The sequence below is a fragment of the Pseudomonas sp. HLS-6 TE3448 genome (assembly GCF_053629555.1).
Genome location: NZ_JBRJIO010000001.1, coordinates 4,190,699 through 4,208,556 on the forward strand (window position 1 = coordinate 4,190,699; position 17,858 = coordinate 4,208,556).

The window sequence follows — 17,858 nt, forward strand, 5'->3', positions numbered from 1 at the left end:
GGGGGCTTTAATGATGAACTTGAACAATCAACCTACTATCGACGAATTGGCCCGGCTGTTCGCAGCACGCAAGGACAGTCTCGACAGCCACATTCTCTGGGTCTGCGACTCGGGCGAAGTTCGCATCGACAAGGTCTCGCCGCTGGCTGGCGAAGAAGAGTTCGAGCAACGCAACCCGAACATGCGTGCCCGCTTCAAGATGTACCGCCGTGGCCATGGCTACGTCGGCAAGAAGGCCGCTGCCGATACCCACTTCATCGGTAACGTACTGCAGACCCTGCAACATGAATGGGCCGCCGTACAAAACCAGCCTGGCGTACGCTTGATCGACCGTTACAGCTGATCACGTCATTGCAACGAGAAAGCCCGGCCTGAAAAGGTCGGGCTTTTTTCGTTCAAGGCGGTGCCGGCTCTGGCTACAATGACGCTTTGAGCTCATGAGTCCTGGGGATGAACAAACCTGCATTCGGTACCGGCGATGCATCCTACCAAGCCGCTGGCGGCATTGATGGCCTGCGCCGACTGGTCGACGATTTCTATCGGTTAATGGACGAACGCCCGGAAGCTGCACTCATTCGACGCATGCACCCGCAAGATTTGAGCATGGCCCGGGACAAACTGGCCTGTTTTCTCAGCGGCTGGCTGGGTGGACCACGGCTGTTCAGTGAGCGTTATGGGCCCATCTCGATCCCGGCATTCCATGCCCAGTGGCCGATCGATGAAACCCATAGCGCCCTGTGGCTTGAGTGCATGGCACAGGCCATTGCCTTGCAACCCTACGACGCGGACTTTGCCGAGTACCTGCTAACGCAGTTACGCGTGCCAGCCCAACGCATTGTCCAGGCCAGCCACAATCGCCACGGCACGCCCTAGGCCTGGCGCCGTAACGTTTGGGTTTCAATCGCTATCGCGCCCGTGGCCAAGGCCCGGGCCCGATCAACCCCCCACACCAACGCCCGGGTCATGCTTTCGCAAGGCCGGTTCGCATAGTATTCCTCGACCAACGCCTTGCCGTTGCGGGCATAGATACCCACGAACAACTGTGTAGCGCCAGTACGTGAAAGGCGGGTTTTCACATCAATACTGATGCCGTCGCTGAGTTTTTCATCATGGCTACGGCAGCTCAATTGCCGGTCTGCCCAGCGCCAATAAGTCGCTTCCCTGATACGCATTGAGGTCCTCCTCGATTGAATCGCACCTAGTAAGACACACAAGTGTTACAGCCGCGAGACCAACTGCTCAGGCGTTTGAGCGAGATCAATCAATCAGAAAAAATACCTTGCTCAACAGGCTGTTACCGACAAAAGGCATTAAAAAGCCCCTCATGCAGACGGGGCTATTCTTGACGTGTTCGTTAACGCTTCGGTACCACAACCCTGGGCACGAACTTGGCCAGACGACGCCGCTGCTGACTGACAGGCGGGTTCAGGCCTGACGCATCGTCGGCAGTCATGTTGGCGAAACCGAGCCTGACTGCCGCCTGGCCACAGCGGACCCGGCTATTGATTGGAAACTCGTCCCCATCGTCTTCAATGTAAGGATCACTCATCCTTGCGCCCCCTTCTGCGATAGACCGCTACCGGTAACCCATCGATTACCTGAAAATACCGGCCATCAACAGAAACTGAGACTAGCTGGTCATTTGCAGACTTACAGTCCGAAATGCAAAAAGCCCGACCAGCTGCCTCACCGAGGACACCGTTGACTCAGCGCCAGCGGCTCAAACGGCTCCACAAGCCCAGCAGCGTGTTCTCGATCGAACTGCTGGCGGCCAAGCCAACCCGCTCCTGCAGGCTTTTGCGCTCGGCAAAATGCAGGTGATAGAGGTTCGCCTCTCGGGCACGGTCGCTGAGGTACTCATCGCTGGTTTTCAGCTCATCAACCAGATGCTTGTTCAGCGCGGCAACCCCCAACCAGACTTCGCCGGTGGCGACCTCATCGATGTGCAACTGAGGGCGATAGCGCGACACGAAATCCTTGAACAGCTGGTGAGTGACGTCCAGGTCTTCCTGAAACTTCTCCCGCCCCTTCTCGGTGTTCTCGCCGAAGACGGTCAGGGTGCGCTTGTACTCACCTGCGGTCAGCACTTCAAAGTCGATGTCATGCTTTTTCAGCAAGCGATTGACGTTGGGCAACTGCGCCACCACGCCGATGGAGCCCAGCACGGCAAACGGTGCACTGACGATTTTCTCGCCGATACAGGCCATCATGTAGCCGCCGCTGGCCGCGACCTTGTCGATGCACACGGTCAGTGGTACACCCGCATGGCGAATGCGCGCCAACTGCGAAGCGGCCAGGCCGTAGCTGTGGACCATGCCGCCGCCGCTCTCCAGGCGCAACACGACCTCGTCACGCGGCGTCGCGAGCGTCAGCAGCGCCGTAATTTCATGCCGCAGGCTGTCGGTGGCAGACGCCTTGATGTCACCGTCGAAGTCCAGCACGAAGACCCGGCTTTTCTCGTCAGGTGTTTTTTTCTGCAACTTCTCGGCCTTGCCCTGCTGCTTGCGCAAGGCCTTGAGCTGGGCCTTGTCGAGCAGGCTGGTCTCCAGCCGCTCACGCAACTCCTTATAGAAGTCGTTGAGCTTGGTAACCTGCAATTGCCCACTGGCCTTGCGCCGACCCTTGCCACGCAGGCCGGCGAGGGCCGACAGAACAACCAGTATCGCGATCACCAGGGTCGCGGTCTTGGCGAGAAAGCTTGCGTACTCAGCCAGAAACTCCACAGTAACTCCTTAACATGCCTGCGCCCATACGGCGCGAACCAGAGCTCAAGCATACCGACGCTACCCCGCCCCTGCCAGCGCCTGAAAACACCGGCATTACAGTTCAAACAACCTTTTCAAACGCTTGTATGTTTTTTCATTGACAGCCTGACAGCGGCAACCTAACCTCGCCGAAACCCTTAATTCCGGCAGACGGTCGCAACGTGGGCAGCATTTACCTGATTCGACATGGCCAGGCCTCCTTTGGTGCAGACGACTACGACGTCCTATCGCCCGTCGGTGTTCGCCAGAGCACCGTGCTTGGCGAACACCTGGCCGAACTGGGCCTGCGCCTGGACCGTTGCCTGGCCGGCGATCTGCGTCGCCAGCAGGATACCGGGCGCCTGGCACTGGCGCGCATGCAGGAGGCAGGCGCCACGGTGCCGAGGCTGGAAACCGACAGCGCCTTCAACGAGTTCGATGCTGATACGCTGATTCGCGCCCTGCTGCCGAGCCTGCTGCCAGACGAGCCCCACGCACTGGATGTCTTGCGCAACGCGGCACAACACCGCAGTGAGTTTCAGCGTATTTTCGCCCTGATTGTTCGCCGCTGGCACACGGGTGACTACCATCACCCCGAGGTGGAAAGCTGGCAGGGTTTCGTCGCCCGGGTAGATGCCGGGTTGCAACGCGTGCTGCAACAGGCCGAGCATGGCGACAATATCGCGATCTTTACGTCGGGCGGCACCATTACTGCCCTGCTCCACCTGATTACCCGAATGACACCAGACCAGGCCTTCGCACTGAACTGGCAGATCATCAACACCTCGCTCAGCCAATTGAAGTTTCGTGGCAGCGAGGTGGCCCTGGCTTCCTTCAACAGCCAAGCCCATGTGCAGCTGTTGAAGGCGCCGGAACTCATGACCTATCGTTGAGTACCGGCCCATGGTGACCTTTGCCGGTCGCCGAAATCACTTAATAAGGAATGCACCATGACCTCTGTAGCTGATGCCGTTCAAGCCATGAAATCCAAGTTCAACCCAGCTGCCGCTGCTGGCCTGGACCTGGTTTTCGGTTTCAACGTGACCGACGAAGACAAGCACTACGCGCTGATCATCAAGGATGGCACCTGTGACCTGCAGGAAGGCGAAAACCCAGACGCCAACGTCACCCTGGTCATGGACAGCGAAACCCTCAAGGGTATCGTCAGCGGCGAAACCGACGGCATGCAGGCCTTCATGGGCGGCAAGCTGCGCGTTGAGGGCGACATGATGCTGTCGATGAAGCTCAGCGAGCTGTTCCCGGTTTAAGCCGTCTGCCGGATGCAATTGAAACCGAAGTGTTGCCTGCTTCGGTTTTTTTTCGCCTGCATTTTGCTGGCCCATCAGGACCGCTGATCGACCGGCAACACGACCGCCAATAAGGCCCTGCGGCACTTGTTCGGCCCGAGGGCCAGAATTAGATTAGCCAATAATCTCAGGCCTCAATCATAAGGGATAAGCATGACGCTCAACGACCAGTCCACCCAGGTCCGTCCCGGCGAAGAACTCGACGTCGCCCTCATCGACCCTTATCTGAAAGCACAGATTCCCGGCCTGGACGGCACGCCGCGCATCAGTCAGTTCCCCGGCGGGGCCTCGAACCTGACCTACCTGCTGCAGTACCCGCAGCAGGAACTGGTACTGCGCCGCCCGCCTTTCGGGCACAAGGCCAAATCGGCCCACGACATGGGCCGTGAGTTCCGTATCCTCAACCAGCTCAACCGTGGTTTCCCGTACTGCCCCAAGGCCTATGTGCATTGCACCGACGCCTCGTTGATCGGCAGCGAATTCTACGTAATGGAACGGGTCAAGGGCATCATCCTGCGCGCCGACCTGCCGGCAGAGCTGAACCTGAACGCCGAGCGCACCGAAGCCTTGTGCAAGAGCTTCATCGATCGCCTGGTCGAGCTGCATCAGGTCGACTATAGCGCCTGCAACCTGACCGACCTTGGCAAGCCTGAAGGTTACGTGCAGCGCCAGATCGAAGGCTGGAGCAGTCGCTACGAGAAGGCATTGACCCCTGACGCGCCGCGCTGGGAAGCCGTGGTCGCCTGGCTGCGCGAGAAGATGCCGGCAGACCACGCGCGCCCCGGCATCATTCACAACGACTACCGCTTCGACAACGTGATCCTCGATGCCGCCAACCCAATGCGGATCATCGGCGTACTGGACTGGGAAATGACCACCCTCGGCGACCCGCTGATGGACCTGGGTAACACCCTGGCGTATTGGATCGAAGCAACAGACCCTGCCCCCGTACAACTGATGCGCCGCCAGCCGAGTAACGCCCCCGGAATGCTGACCCGTCGCCAATTCGTTGATTACTACGCCGAACGGGCGGGCATCACGATCGATAATATTGATTTTTACTACACCTACGGCCTGTTTCGCCTGGCCGGTATCATCCAGCAGATCTACTACCGCTTTTATCACGGGCAAACCCAGGACAAGCGTTTCGCCCCGTTCATCCACATGAACAGACTGCTGGAGCATATGAGCCTGCAGGTCATCGAAAAATCCAGCCTTTGACACCAACAAGAAGAAAGGAAAAGCCCATGTCCAAGACCCAACTGTTCGACCTCGACGGCAAGATCGCCTTTGTCTCGGGGGCCAGCCGTGGCATCGGCGAAGCCATTGCGCACCTGTTGGCCCAGCAGGGCGCCCATGTCATCGTCTCCAGCCGCAAGCTCGAAGGCTGCCAGCACGTCGCCGATGCCATTATCGCGGCAGGCGGCAAGGCGACCGCCGTGGCATGTCACATCGGCGAAATGGAACAGATCCGCGAGACCTTTGCCGTTATTCGCGGGCAATTCGGGCGCCTGGACATTCTGGTAAACAATGCCGCCACCAACCCGCAGTTCTGCAACGTGCTGGACACCGACCTGAGTGCCTTCCAGAAGACCGTTGATGTGAATATCCGCGGCTACTTCTTCATGTCGGTGGAAGCCGGCAAGCTCATGCGCGAGCACGGCGGCGGCAGTATTATCAACGTCGCCTCGATCAATGGGGTTTCGCCGGGGCTGTTTCAGGGCATCTACTCGGTAACGAAAGCCGCCGTCATCAACATGACCAAGGTGTTCGCCAAGGAGTGCGCCCCGTTCGGTATCCGCTGCAATGCCCTGCTGCCCGGCCTGACCGATACCAAGTTCGCCTCCGCGCTGGTCAAGAACGAGGCCATCCTCAACACGGCCCTGCAACAGATTCCGCTCAAGCGCGTGGCCGATCCCAAGGAAATGGCGGGTGCGGTGCTGTATCTGGCCAGCGATGCCTCGAGCTACACCACAGGGGTGGCGTTGAACGTCGATGGCGGTTTCCTGTCCTGAGCCGCGCGGCGAGGCGGTTTGTTGGCTTGCCTGCGGCTGCAGGCGCCAGCAAGGCTGGCTCCAGCAGGCACCTGGCGGTACCATGTCGGCCCTTCTGCGCCCTGCCGAATTAAGCCGATTAAATGCCTTTTGAACTCAGCGTTGACCTGACCACCCTCGCCATCCTCGCCGCCGTTGCTTTTGTCGCCGGCTTTATCGATGCCATCGCCGGTGGCGGCGGATTGCTTACCACCCCCGCCCTGCTGACTGCCGGCCTGCCACCGCACCTGGTATTGGGTACCAACAAACTCAGCTCGACCTTTGGCTCGGCTACCGCCGGTTTCACGTTCTACCGGCGCAAGCTGTTCGACCCCATTCAATGGCGTCGAGGCCTGATCGGTACGGCGATTGGTGCATTGATTGGCGCGGTCACCGCCCATTACCTGCCCGCCGAGTGGTTGAACAAGATGCTACCGGTGATCGTCTTCGCCTGCGGCGTCTACCTGTTGTTCGGCGGCACGCCCAAGGCACCACTGGACGCCAACGCGCCAATCAAGAAAGGCAGGCAGTTTCCCCAAGGCTTTTCCCTGGGTTTCTATGACGGCGTTGCCGGCCCTGGCACGGGCGCCTTCTGGACCGTCAGTAGCCTGCTGCTGTACCCCATCGACCTGGTACGGGCCAGCGGTGTGGCGCGCAGCATGAACTTTGTCAGCAACGCAGCTGCACTGTCGGTGTTCATCTTTTCGGGGCAAGTGGACTGGCTGATCGGGCTGTCCATGGGTTCAGCGCTGATGGTGGGTGCGTTTTTCGGTGCACGCACCGCCATCAGCGGCGGCGCCAAGTTTATCCGCCCGGTGTTCATCACCGTCGTGCTCGGACTGACTGTCCGCTTAGCTTGGCAACACTGGTTCAGCCAGGCCTGAACGACGGGCTACATAAAGGTCAATCAGGTACCGGGCGATAGAGCGGCTTGCTGGCAACGGCGGCAATGCATCGACCCGGAACCACCGGGCATCCTCGATCTCGTCAGGCTGCATGACGATCTCGCCCCCGGCGTACTCAGCATGGAACCCCAGCATCATGGAGTGCGGGAACGGCCAGCACTGGCTGCCGACGTACTGGATGTTCTTCACCTCGACCTGCACTTCCTCACGCACTTCACGAACCAGGCAGTCTTCAGCGGACTCACCTGGTTCGGCAAAGCCTGCAAGGGTGCTGTACACCCCGGTGACAAAGCGTGGTGAACGGGCCAGCAGGATTTCATCGCCACGGGTGATCAGCACAATCATGCTGGGCGAGATACGTGGGTAGAAACGCAGGTCGCACGGCGCGCAGTACATCGCGCGCTCCCAGTGGATCTGTTGCATCGGCTGACCACAACTGCCGCAGAAGCGGTGTTCACGGGCCCAGGTACCGATCTGCGCGGCGTACCCCAGCACCTTGTAAATCTCGAAGTCACCTTCGAGCATGAACTGGCGCAGCCCACGCCAGCTGCAGCCGGGTACGTCCTGCTCGGCCTTGAGCTCCAACAGAAACACCGGTTGCCCATCAAAATAGCCGATGCCGTGTTCGCACAACACCTCCAGGCCCTGGCGCTTGAGCCAATCGCGGGGAAACAAGGCACCATTATCGTCGACCAGAAAACCCTGGGCACAGCGGGCGACCGCCAAGCCGCCGCTGATGTTCGTATCCAGTACCGCGGTTGTCCAACGCACTGACATATTCCGGTTCCTTGTGCGAGCCCGCGGCTGGGTGGTTTCAGTCGGCGAACTCGGGTTTCTGTTTACTCATGTGGGCAGCCATGGCTACCCGCAGATCGGTGGACTGCAGCATGGCAGCATTCCAGGTGGCGATGTACTCCAGACCATCGTCGATGCGGTGGTCGCGCATGTAGCTGAGCATCTCCTTGGTGCCGGCCACGGCAATGGGGGATTTTCCCGCAATTTCCTTGGCAATGGCAAAGACCCCGTCGAGCAGGCTGGCCTGATCGGTGAAGGTACGGTTGACCAGGCCGATTTGCCGCGCCTCTTCTGCGTCGATGGTACGGCCGGTATAGGCCAGCTCTCGCACCAGGCCATCGCCGATGATACGTGGCAAACGCTGCAAGGTGCCGACGTCCGCCGCCATGCCCATGTCGATTTCCTTGATCGAGAATTGTGCATCGCTGGCGGCATAGCGCATGTCGCAGGCGGTGATCAGGTCGATGGCACCCCCCAGGCAGTAGCCCTGAATGGCCGCCAGGACCGGTTTGCGGCAGGTGTCAACGGCATTGAAGGACGCCTGCATCTGCAAAATGGTGCGCCGCAGCAGGCGCGCATTGCGGCCAACGTCCTTGCCCAACTGGTTGGCCACCGAGGCCAGCAGCATCAGGTCGATGCCGGACGAGAAATGCTTGCCCGCGCCGCTTATCACCACGACCCGCACAGCATCGGTATCGTCGATCCATTTGAAAATGTCGATGATTTCCGCCCAGAACGCGGCGTTCATCGCGTTGACCTTTTCCGGACGGTTGATCTGTACATGGGCAATGTTGTTCGACAGTTCGACCTTGAACGCTTGATAGTCGGTCACAACGGCACTCCTCGGGCTAAGGCAGGGTTAGTCGCAGGACTATATCAAGGTGACGGCCGACACCCAGACCGTGGTTTTGCCAAAACAAGGACTACATCCGCCTTGATCTTGTCGCCCACATCCGGCAAGTTGCGCAGCTGTTGAATCATAAGGATACATTTTTCATGTCCCGCTCCCTGGCCGGCGCCCTGGCCCACAATTTTCTCGGGCAGTCGCCACGTTGGTATAAAGCCACCATTTGCCTGTTCCTGCTGCTCAACCCACTGTTGCTGTTTACCCTCGGCCCGGTAGTGGCTGGCTGGGTACTGGTAATCGAATTCATTTTCACCTTGGGCATGGCGCTCAAGTGCTACCCATTGATGCCAGGCGGGTTACTGATGGTCGAAGCCCTGTTGCTGGGGATGACCACGCCACAAACACTGTACGAAGAGCTGCAACACAACTTCCCGGTGATCCTGCTGCTGATGTTCATGGTGGCCGGCATCTACTTCATGAAAGAGCTGTTGCTGTTCGTGTTCTCGCGCATCCTGCTCGGGGTGCGCTCAAAGGCCCTGTTGTCGCTGCTGTTCTGTTTCCTCTCGGCGTTTCTGTCGGCCTTCCTTGATGCCCTCACCGTGACCGCGGTGATCATCAGTGCCGCCGTGGGCTTCTACTCGGTGTACCACCGGGTGGCATCAGGCAACAACCCACGCGAAGAGTCGCTGGTCGATGATGATCAGCACCTGGCCAACCTGCACCATGAAGACCTGCAACAGTTCCGCGCCTTTCTGCGTAGCCTGCTGATGCACGGCGCAGTCGGCACGGCACTGGGCGGTGTCTGCACCCTGGTGGGTGAGCCGCAGAACCTGCTGATCGGTCATGAAATGGGCTGGCACTTTGCCGACTTCTTCCTCAAAGTCGCACCGGTGTCCTTGCCCGTACTGGCCGCCGGCCTGGTGACCTGCGTGCTGCTGGAGAAACTGCGCTGGTTTGGCTATGGCACCTTGCTGCCGGACAACGTGCGCCGCGTGCTCGCCGCCTACGCCGCCGAAGACGATGCTGCCCGGACCTCCCAGCAACGCGCCGCACTGCTGATTCAGGGCCTGGCCGCCTTGATCCTGATTGTCAGCCTTGGCCTGCACATCGCCGAAGTGGGCCTGATCGGCCTGCTGGTCATCGTGTTGATCACCAGCTTCACCGGGATTACCGATGAACATCGGCTGGGCCGCGCCTTCCAGGACGCCATGCCATTCACCTCGTTGTTGGTGGTGTTCTTTGCCGTGGTCGCGGTCATCCACCAACAACAACTGTTCAGCCCGCTGATTGCAGCGGTACTGGCCCTGCCGGCCGAGCAGCAGCCCGGCATGCTGTTCATTGCCAACGGCCTATTGTCGGCGATCAGCGATAACGTCTTCGTCGCCACGATCTACATCACCGAGGTCAAGCAGGCGTTCCTGGCGGGCAGCATGAGCCGCGAGCATTTCGAAACCCTGGCGGTGGCGATCAACACCGGCACCAACCTGCCGAGTGTGGCCACCCCGAATGGCCAGGCGGCGTTCCTGTTCCTGCTGACGTCGGCCATCGCACCGCTGATTCGCCTGTCCTACGGGCGGATGGTCTGGATGGCCCTGCCCTACACCATCGTCATGGGCGGGCTGGGCTGGTGGGCCGTGACCTATTGGCTGTAGGCCAACAGCACACTTGAGCGCCGAACAGGGCTTCGACAGGCAACCGCCGGTCGAAGCCCTGTTTTTTTCAGCCAATTTTCAGCCAATCGGATGCCAGGCGCGGTGATCCCGTGCCAGCAGTTCATCCGCTGCAGCCGGGCCATCTTCGCCAGCCGCATACGGCTGTACATCACCGCCACACTGCCACGCATCGAGAAAAGGCTGTACCGCACGCCAGCCATTCTCGATGTTGTCGGCGCGCTGGAACAACGTCTGGTCGCCGGTCAGGCAGTCATAGATCAGCGTTTCGTAGCCCGTTGATGGCTGCATCTTGAAAAAATCCTTGTAGGCAAAGCCGAACTCCACCGTCTCCATGGCAAGGGTTGGCCCCGGGCGTTTGGCTTGCAGGTCAAACCACATCCCTTCATTGGGCTGGATCTGGATTTTCAGGTAGTTGGGCTTCGGCCGCTCGGCATCGCTGTCACGAAACTGCGCATAAGGTGCCGGCTTGAAGCAGATGGCGATTTCGGTATCACGCACGCTCATCCGCTTGCCGGTGCGCAGGTAAAATGGCACCCCGACCCAGCGCCAGTTGTCGATCATGACTTTCAACGCAACATAGGTTTCGGTCTGGCTATGCGGGCCAACCCTGGGCTCTTCGCGATACCCCGGCAGTTTCTTGCGCCCTTGTTTGCCTGCCGTATACTGCCCACGCACCGAATTTTTCAAAGCCATGGCCATCGACCAAGGCCGGATAGCCCCGATCACCTTGGCCTTTTCGCTGCGCACGGCGTCGGCGCCAAACGCCGCTGGCGGCTCCATGGCAACCATCGCCAGCAACTGGAACAAGTGATTTGGCACCATGTCCCGCAATGCCCCGGTGTGGTCGTAAAACCCGCCACGGCTTTCCACGCCGATGGTTTCGGCTGCGGTGATCTGCACATGATCAATGTAGTGATTATTCCAGAAGGCCTCGAACAAGCCGTTGGAGAAGCGGCTGACAAGAATGTTCTGCACCGTCTCTTTGCCCAGGTAGTGGTCGATGCGGTAGATCTGCTTTTCGCTCATCACCGCGAGCAACGACGCATTCAACGCCTCAGCGCTGGCCAGGTCGGAACCGAACGGTTTTTCCACCACAACCCGACGAAAGCCGTTGGCTTCGTCGAGCAACCCTGCACCGCCCAGTTGCCGGGCCACCTCGGCGAAAAAACGCGGCGCGGTAGCCAGATAGAAGATGGCATTGCCCGTGCCGCTCTTGTCGATCCGTTGTGCGATGGCTTGATAGGTGGTCGAGGCGAGGAAATCGCCAGTCAGATAATGAATACGCCTGGCCAGGCGCCCCCATCGTTTTTCATCAAAACAGCGTGCGCACTCATTACCCTGGTCGCGTTCACGCATGAAGGCTTCCAGACGCGCGGCAAACTCACGGTCGGCGGACGGGTTGTGATCGACCCCGACAATACGCATGCGCGGGTCAAGCAAGCCATCACGCTGCAGGTTGAACAGGGCGGGCATCAGCAGACGTTTGACCAGATCGCCATTGGCACCAAACAGAAACAGCGTACACGGTGCAGCGGTTTCAGCCTTGGCTAGCGTCATTCGAACTTCTCACTGTGCCCACCAAAACCAAAACGCATCGCTGAAAGCAGCTTGTCGGCATAGGTGCCTTGCTGCTGGCGTGAGCGGAAGCGCGCAAACAGGGCACTCGACAACACCGGCACGGGCACTGCCTGCTCGACTGCCGCATCAATGGTCCAGCGCCCCTCGCCACTGTCGGCAACGGCGCTGCTGAAACTGTCGAGTTGCGGATCGGCGACCAGCGCGCTGGCGGTCAGGTCTAGCAGCCAGGACGTGACGACACTGCCACGGCGCCAGACTTCGGCAATCTCGGCCAGGTCGAGGTCAAGACGCTGCTCGGCGGGCAGTGCTGCGCTGGCTTTGCTCTTGAGCAGGTCGAAGCCCTCGGCATAAGCCTGCATCAGGCCATACTCGATGCCATTGTGGATCATCTTCACATAATGACCGGCACCTGCAGGCCCGGCATGGATGTAGCCCTGCTCAGCGCGCCCGAGCGGCCCCGTGCGCCCCTCGGTACGGGTAACGTTGCCAACCCCCGGCGCCAGCGCGATGAACAACGATTCCAACCGTTCCACGATGGCTGCCTCGCCACCGATCATCATGCAATAGCCGCGCTCCAGGCCCCAGACGCCGCCCGAGGTTCCTACATCGACATAATGCAGTTGACGTGTGGCCAAGGTGTCGGCCCGACGGATGTCATCCTTGTAGTGGGTGTTACCACCATCAATAATCACGTCATCGGCTTCCAGCAGGTCGGCCAACCGGGCAATGGTCTGCTCGGTAGCCTCACCAGCTGGCAGCATTACCCACACGGCCCGCGGCTTGTCCAGCAGACCAACCATGTCCTCGAGGCTCTGCGCGCCGCGCGCGCCTTCAACGACCAGGGCATCGATTGCCTCCACGTTACGGTCGTGAACCACTGGAAGATGGCCATGGCGCATCAACCTTCTCGCGATGTTGCCGCCCATGCGGCCCAGCCCCACGATTCCCAATTGCATGACGATGGCTCCACTGGATGTCGGAAAATTCAGCCCGTTGTTGGGCTCAAGATTAGTCCAGAGAGAGGCATTGGCCGTCATAAAGCGCACCGACGCGCGATGACTGACCGGCCAACGCCTGCAGCAGCGCCGTCGTTCACTCAGGGTTGGCCGAGAAACACGTCATCTGCGGTTTTCTTGTCCAGTTTGGCGCGATAGATCGCAATCACCTGCTGGCCGTCGCTGGCCTGCGCTTTCTGCCACTGCAAGCCTTGTCGTCGTTGCTCGCGGGTTTTCACATGGGCAGCGCTGAAGTCACGCTCGGCTGCGTCGGCACTGGCGTAATGGAAATGGGCATACCAGAGCACTTCGCCATCCTTGTCACGTATTTCGTACTCATCCAGGTAGTCCACCAGCCGTTGCTGCTTGTCCTTCAACGGTTTACGCCTGACGGTACGTGCGATGGTGATCGCCTTCTGCTCGTGCAGGTAGGCAATCCGTGCAGCCGTTGGCAGTTGGCGTTTGATCATCTCGATACGAATCCGCTTGCCAGCCTCGCGCATCTGCTCGGACTTGTCCCATAAGGCCTTGTTTATCAATTCTGCAGACTGCCCCGTCACCGCCTCATCGGTCGCGTTGTCACGAATGAGCAGCGCATCGATCTGCGAGTACAAGTCAATCAAGGGCCGAGCCTGCAACACCAGCAGGTCCTCCATGTCAGAAGGCAACTGAGCCGTCAGTGACTGGGCCTGAGCACGCGCAATGGACTGATCGGCTTGACGCAACAGCGCATCGGCACGCCCCAACAATGTCCGCAGGGCAACACCCGGTTGCGCGGCGGCCTGTGTCCGTTGGGCCATTGGCACCTCGCGCCACACCGACTCGCCGGGGGTCTGTTCATAACTGGTAATGACCGTGTTCTCGATCGGGTCCATTACATCGACAATCGCCGGTTGCCCCGCGTGCCCCTCAGCACGGCGCTGCCCGATGACCAGGCGCTGCCCTCGGGTACGAATCAGCGTTTTACCCCGGCTGGAAGGCCCCGGTTTGGGCTTTGGCGCTTTGGGAAGGTGAGTGATCTGCTCTGCCAGCGCCTGTAATGCCTGGTCCAGGAGTTTATGAATCAGATCGCGCAGCGGCGCCAGCAACGCCTGATGTTCGGCTTCATCAAGGCTTTGACGGTAGTTATCGAGCGTGTCGAGTGATTTTTGGTAGCTTCGTACCGCGTTATCCAACACCTCCACCTGCTCCTGCGCCGACAAGGCAGGGTCCTTCGCATCGATTCTCAACCGACAGGCCAGTTTGGCTTGCGGAACGACCTGTTCCAGCAACACCGTGCTGCTGTCTTCGATCTTCAGCATGATCCCGAGGGCAATCGTGTACAACTGCGTCCCCCGCCAGGCCAGGGAGGATGACAACCCGACCTGAAGCAGTTGAATTTCCGTCAAGTAACGAGGGCCATCAGGAAGCGTTTTTTCCAATACTGGCGCCAGCGACTCCATGGCGTAAGTCGTCTCGGCAATTTCAGTGATTTGGGCCTGTTGCTTGGCACAATACTTCTCCAACAGTGCACGTTCCGGCGTACCGTGCCCCTTGAGCAACGCAGGCAACCCGCCTCGCCCCTCGAAACTGTCGACCAAGCGGTCGATCAACTGCTTGACGCTAAAGCGCTGCAAACGCAGCTCTGAAGACAGTTGCCCCTTGACCAGCATGTGCTGCCTGAGCATTTCGGCCATAATGCGCCGATAGCCGCTTACCGCCGAGAGGTCGTTCAGCGTTTGCATGTTGCTGATCACCTGCCCGACCAGTTCGTCGTGCTGACGCAGCCGTTCAATCAGGCTGGCCAATTCAGCCCCGGATAATTCCTCTGGGCGCCTGGGTGCGTCCCGCAGCGCTTCCAGTTGCGCACGCTGGGTTGTCAGCTCTCCCTGTAACGCTGCAATACGCGCCTGCTTGCTCACCTGGGCCGCACGTATACGCGCACTGCCGTGCATGCCACCGCGCAGGCGTAAACGCAGATCCAACGCCCAGGTGCCATCGGCCTGACGTTTCAGCCAGGGCCCCGGCTCATCCGGTGTGCGGCTGTCGGCGATGCGCACCCCCTCCTCATCCACTCGCACCGGGTAAACGTCATGGCCGATCTGAACCCAGTTTTTGTGCTGAAAGGAATACACGCCCTGCGCATCCGGCGAGCCGAGTGTGTCGATTGATTTAGCTGAGCGAAAACGTGCCAGCGCCCGAACCTGTGCACTCGACAACTCGCCTTGAGCCGAGGACCAGGAAAAGTCCAACTGATTGAGCACCGTACCGTTACTCAATACCGCGGGCGCCTCTTCAACACGCAGCGATATCGGAGCCTCGGTTGCCGGGGGTAACGGCGCAGCTCCCGCAGCCGATGGCCTTACCGGTAGCGGCAGTAACTCCAGGACGTACATCAGGCAGAACAACAGATCAAGCAAGGCCGGTACAAGTTGCGACGGGCTGGTCTGGCCATTGAGCTGCTGTACACCATGGGCGAACGCCAGCGCCCAACCCACAGCGGCCAAGGGGCCGCGCACAAATGGCAACAGCGTATTGAACAGCAGCCAACTGAGCGTTTGCCAATGCTTTGCACGGTCCTCGGCATTGGAGATGGACTGCAGGTCGGCAATGCGCAGCAGTTGCGCAACAGTTCCTTCATAGATATGCCGAGCGGCCTCACCCGGCAGTGCCAGGCTACTCAACACTACAGGTGCCGGCGTTTCGATGGCCTGGAAATCGGGTTCCAGCAGAACCCTTCGCAGGTGCGGCTCGCTGAAACCGCCATGGTCGTAGATCGGCCGTACCAGATCGGCCAAGCGGGACAGGATGTCCGCCTGCAACCCTGGGTCAGCCACAATCTGCTCCAACAGTGCCTTGCGTGAGGCAAACTGCAACAGCGGCGTGGCGTGCAGGGGTCGAAACAACAGCAGAGGCCCCGGCGAGGAAGGCTCTATCAAGTAGGTGTTCTCTACCTTGTCTGCCGAGGCGCCCGGTTCAGCGACAAAGGCCAGTGCGGACACCGTTGGCGACGGCTCCGCAGGCGATGACGTCAGTGCAACCGCCAATTCATAGCCCGCCTCGGTAAAGCCACATGCACCGCGAATGGTGTATTCAAGTGCCAGCAACGGCAGTTGCCCATACCATTGGGCCCTGAACAACGGATAGCGCAGTTCAACCTGCGCAGCATCATCACGCAGTTGGTTTGCCAACAAGGCCTGATACTGCGCGCCTGCATCGACGCTGCGGACCAGGTGCCTGACATAGTCAATGTCGAACCATTCCGGCAAGGCAGCAGCGCCTCGGGTGCGGACTTCAAGTGCCCCGGGGCGCAAGCTCTCGAGGTTGTCGAGTGCCAGTTGTGTCAGGCTGCGGACGCTGGTTTTAATCGTACCCTGCACCGTCAGGTTGCCAGCGCTACCCAACGCTGCACCGATCACCTCATGATTGAGGACTTCGATCTGCTCGATCGCCACGGCCTGGGCATCAGGGTGATCAAGCAGCATTTGTTGCTGCAGGCGCTTTTGTGCAAAGACCTCGATGGTCGGAATACCGTCGAGATAAGAACGGCCACTCATGACCTCCGGTATCTGTGCCACTGCCTTGAGGCACTGAAGGTAGCGATCCTGGTCGCTTTTGCGTGCGCTCAACAACCACTCTGGGAGATGCCGGGACAGCTCACGTGCATAATCAATGGCCTGCAGCTGCCCGATGGCTTGCATCGAGATCACGCCATCCAGCGTTGCAGCGAAGGCACTGCCATCAAGGTCCGCGCGCGTGCCCATCAGGTCAATCCAATGGAGCTGCTGCTCAAGCAGCAAACGCGCCTGAGCCTCGAACATATCGCCAAGGGTACGGGAAACGGCACAGGCGGTCGCACGGTGCTCGAACCACTGTTCAACATACTGCAGCAACGCCTGGAGTGAGTCGAAGGGTTGCAGATAGCCGCTCAGGTCGTACAGGTACACCTGGGTATTGTGCTCACCCTCCAGCCCACTGATGATCAGGCTGCTCATCAATTCGCCAGCGCCCCCCTGCTCGCCCGGCGGTACACCCAGCACGTACAGCTTTACCTTGGCCAGTTCGGTAACCCGTGAACGATCCGCCTCGACAGGGTAGCGGGCCAGTTCCGTCAGCAGTGACTGCTGGGTAACGGTAAGGCGACCCGACGCCTTCGCGACCTGGACTGCGCTTGCAAAATGCTGCCGCAGCCAGTGCTCAGTGCAACTGAGCGGCGTTTGCCCGTTGGGTAATGCGCGGTTCCAGAATTCGACCAGCGCCTGTTTGTACGCATCGAGAAGTGCAGTGCCGCAGGCATTGATCAGCAACTCCACGGCATGCAGATCAAGCGTCAGGGCTTGAGGAAATTCGGCGCCTTGCTCTTGCGTCAGGAAATCATGGCCGGGGGTAAGGTTGCAGGTCACTTTGCTGGCACACTGCTGAACCACCGCTTGGACCAGGCTCAGCGCGGTACTCGCCTGGTCAGAGACCGGCCCACGCACGGTGACATGCAGCGGGTCCAGCGTTGCGGGCAATTGCCGCGCTGCCCATTCTCGGCTCAGTAGTTGCTCGGCCACCGTGCCCAGGGTGGGTCGGGAGGCAACGATCCCGGCCAAGGTCATTGCCTGTGAAACATGGCGCTCGCGCCATTGGGCATAGTGTAGGTCTGTCATCTGAAAAGCCTTCTTGTATAGAACTGAAGGCCCGATTTGAACGCAGTGCTGCCAATGCCACGCGGTATCCTGATACCGCCCTGCAACAAAACCGCTTAACCTTCGCAAAACCCTCGCTAAAGTGACCAGCGGGTCACATATTTCACTCAAGCTCTCCTACACTCATAAAGCTGCCCGGATAACGTTTGGGGAATTTGCCCTGTCGCACCGGTCACGCCTGAAAAACGGGCTAACCACCCAGTAGTACCCAGGCCAGGGTTCCTGACAACAGGTGCGCCCCTTCCACCCTCCGTCTGAAACACGCCTTCGGCGGAAAGCATCAATGGGTGCGGCGTTTGCATGCAAGAAAA

At 59.7% G+C, this 17,858-nt stretch carries 16 protein-coding genes; 8 read left to right on the forward strand and 8 right to left on the reverse strand.

Going from position 1 to position 17,858, the window contains the following annotated elements; genetic code table 11:
• Positions 1-13 precede the first annotated feature (13 nt).
• The gene (locus AB7M23_RS19155) at positions 14-343 is read left to right on the forward strand and encodes a hypothetical protein (RefSeq protein WP_065757698.1); all 330 of its coding nucleotides are present in this window, start codon (positions 14-16) and stop codon (positions 341-343) included.
• Between the two features lie 107 nt (positions 344-450).
• Positions 451-873 (forward strand): group II truncated hemoglobin, encoded by a 423-nt coding sequence (locus AB7M23_RS19160; protein ID WP_454241723.1) that lies wholly within the window; start codon positions 451-453, stop codon positions 871-873.
• Here the strand turns inward: AB7M23_RS19160 and AB7M23_RS19165 are convergent.
• The 3 genes from AB7M23_RS19165 to sohB form a co-directional block, all read right to left on the reverse strand.
• Positions 870-1,172 (reverse strand): hypothetical protein, encoded by a 303-nt coding sequence (locus AB7M23_RS19165; protein WP_065757650.1) that lies wholly within the window; start codon positions 1,170-1,172, stop codon positions 870-872. The two genes, AB7M23_RS19160 and AB7M23_RS19165, sit on opposite strands and share 4 nt — an antisense overlap.
• A gap of 182 nt (positions 1,173-1,354) precedes the next feature.
• Positions 1,355-1,549 (reverse strand): hypothetical protein, encoded by a 195-nt coding sequence (locus AB7M23_RS19170; protein WP_065757651.1) that lies wholly within the window; start codon positions 1,547-1,549, stop codon positions 1,355-1,357.
• Positions 1,550-1,706: 157 nt separating this feature from the next.
• A complete protein-coding gene (gene sohB / locus AB7M23_RS19175) occupies positions 1,707-2,723 on the reverse strand; it encodes a protease SohB (RefSeq protein WP_454241724.1) in 1,017 nt (338 codons plus the stop codon).
• A gap of 203 nt (positions 2,724-2,926) precedes the next feature.
• Here sohB and AB7M23_RS19180 point away from each other — a divergent pair, with 203 nt between their 5' ends.
• The 5 genes from AB7M23_RS19180 to AB7M23_RS19200 all read left to right on the forward strand — a co-directional run bounded on the left by AB7M23_RS19180 (position 2,927) and on the right by AB7M23_RS19200 (position 6,968).
• Positions 2,927-3,637, forward strand: coding sequence for a histidine phosphatase family protein (locus tag AB7M23_RS19180; protein ID WP_454241725.1), 711 nt, complete (start codon positions 2,927-2,929; stop codon positions 3,635-3,637).
• A gap of 57 nt (positions 3,638-3,694) precedes the next feature.
• On the forward strand, positions 3,695-4,012 hold the full coding sequence (locus AB7M23_RS19185) for an SCP2 sterol-binding domain-containing protein (protein WP_065757654.1): 318 nt from the start codon (positions 3,695-3,697) through the stop codon (positions 4,010-4,012).
• Between the two features lie 192 nt (positions 4,013-4,204).
• Complete coding sequence (locus tag AB7M23_RS19190) at positions 4,205-5,272, forward strand: phosphotransferase family protein (RefSeq protein ID WP_454241726.1); 1,068 nt, start codon at positions 4,205-4,207, stop codon at positions 5,270-5,272.
• 26 nt (positions 5,273-5,298) lie between these two features.
• Positions 5,299-6,066 (forward strand): SDR family oxidoreductase, encoded by a 768-nt coding sequence (locus AB7M23_RS19195; protein WP_065757656.1) that lies wholly within the window; start codon positions 5,299-5,301, stop codon positions 6,064-6,066.
• 122 nt (positions 6,067-6,188) lie between these two features.
• Entirely contained in the window at positions 6,189-6,968 is a 780-nt protein-coding gene (locus tag AB7M23_RS19200; RefSeq protein WP_065757657.1) for a TSUP family transporter, read from the forward strand.
• Here the strand turns inward: AB7M23_RS19200 and nudC are convergent.
• Both nudC and AB7M23_RS19210 read right to left on the reverse strand, forming a co-directional pair.
• Positions 6,936-7,766, reverse strand: coding sequence for an NAD(+) diphosphatase (gene nudC / locus AB7M23_RS19205; RefSeq protein ID WP_330523307.1), 831 nt, complete (start codon positions 7,764-7,766; stop codon positions 6,936-6,938). The two genes, AB7M23_RS19200 and nudC, sit on opposite strands and share 33 nt — an antisense overlap.
• A gap of 37 nt (positions 7,767-7,803) precedes the next feature.
• Positions 7,804-8,616, reverse strand: a complete 813-nt coding sequence (locus AB7M23_RS19210; RefSeq protein ID WP_454241727.1) for a crotonase/enoyl-CoA hydratase family protein — start codon at positions 8,614-8,616, stop codon at positions 7,804-7,806.
• Between the two features lie 164 nt (positions 8,617-8,780).
• On the opposite strand from AB7M23_RS19210, the gene nhaB reads away from it, so the two are divergent.
• Positions 8,781-10,283, forward strand: a complete 1,503-nt coding sequence (gene nhaB, locus AB7M23_RS19215; RefSeq protein WP_099775076.1) for a sodium/proton antiporter NhaB — start codon at positions 8,781-8,783, stop codon at positions 10,281-10,283.
• Between the two features lie 78 nt (positions 10,284-10,361).
• Here the strand turns inward: nhaB and zwf are convergent, their stop codons facing one another.
• The 3 genes from zwf to AB7M23_RS19230 form a co-directional block, all read right to left on the reverse strand.
• Entirely contained in the window at positions 10,362-11,861 is a 1,500-nt protein-coding gene (gene zwf / locus AB7M23_RS19220) for a glucose-6-phosphate dehydrogenase (protein ID WP_454241728.1), read from the reverse strand.
• Complete coding sequence (gnd, locus tag AB7M23_RS19225; protein WP_330523302.1) at positions 11,858-12,838, reverse strand: phosphogluconate dehydrogenase (NAD(+)-dependent, decarboxylating); 981 nt, start codon at positions 12,836-12,838, stop codon at positions 11,858-11,860. The genes zwf and gnd overlap by 4 nt, the downstream gene beginning before the upstream one ends.
• Positions 12,839-12,978: 140 nt before the next feature.
• Positions 12,979-17,508 carry a dermonecrotic toxin domain-containing protein gene (locus tag AB7M23_RS19230; RefSeq protein ID WP_454241729.1) on the reverse strand — a complete coding sequence of 1,510 codons (4,530 nt, stop codon included), beginning with the start codon at positions 17,506-17,508 and terminating at the stop codon, positions 12,979-12,981.
• Between the last annotated feature and the right edge of the window lie 350 nt (positions 17,509-17,858).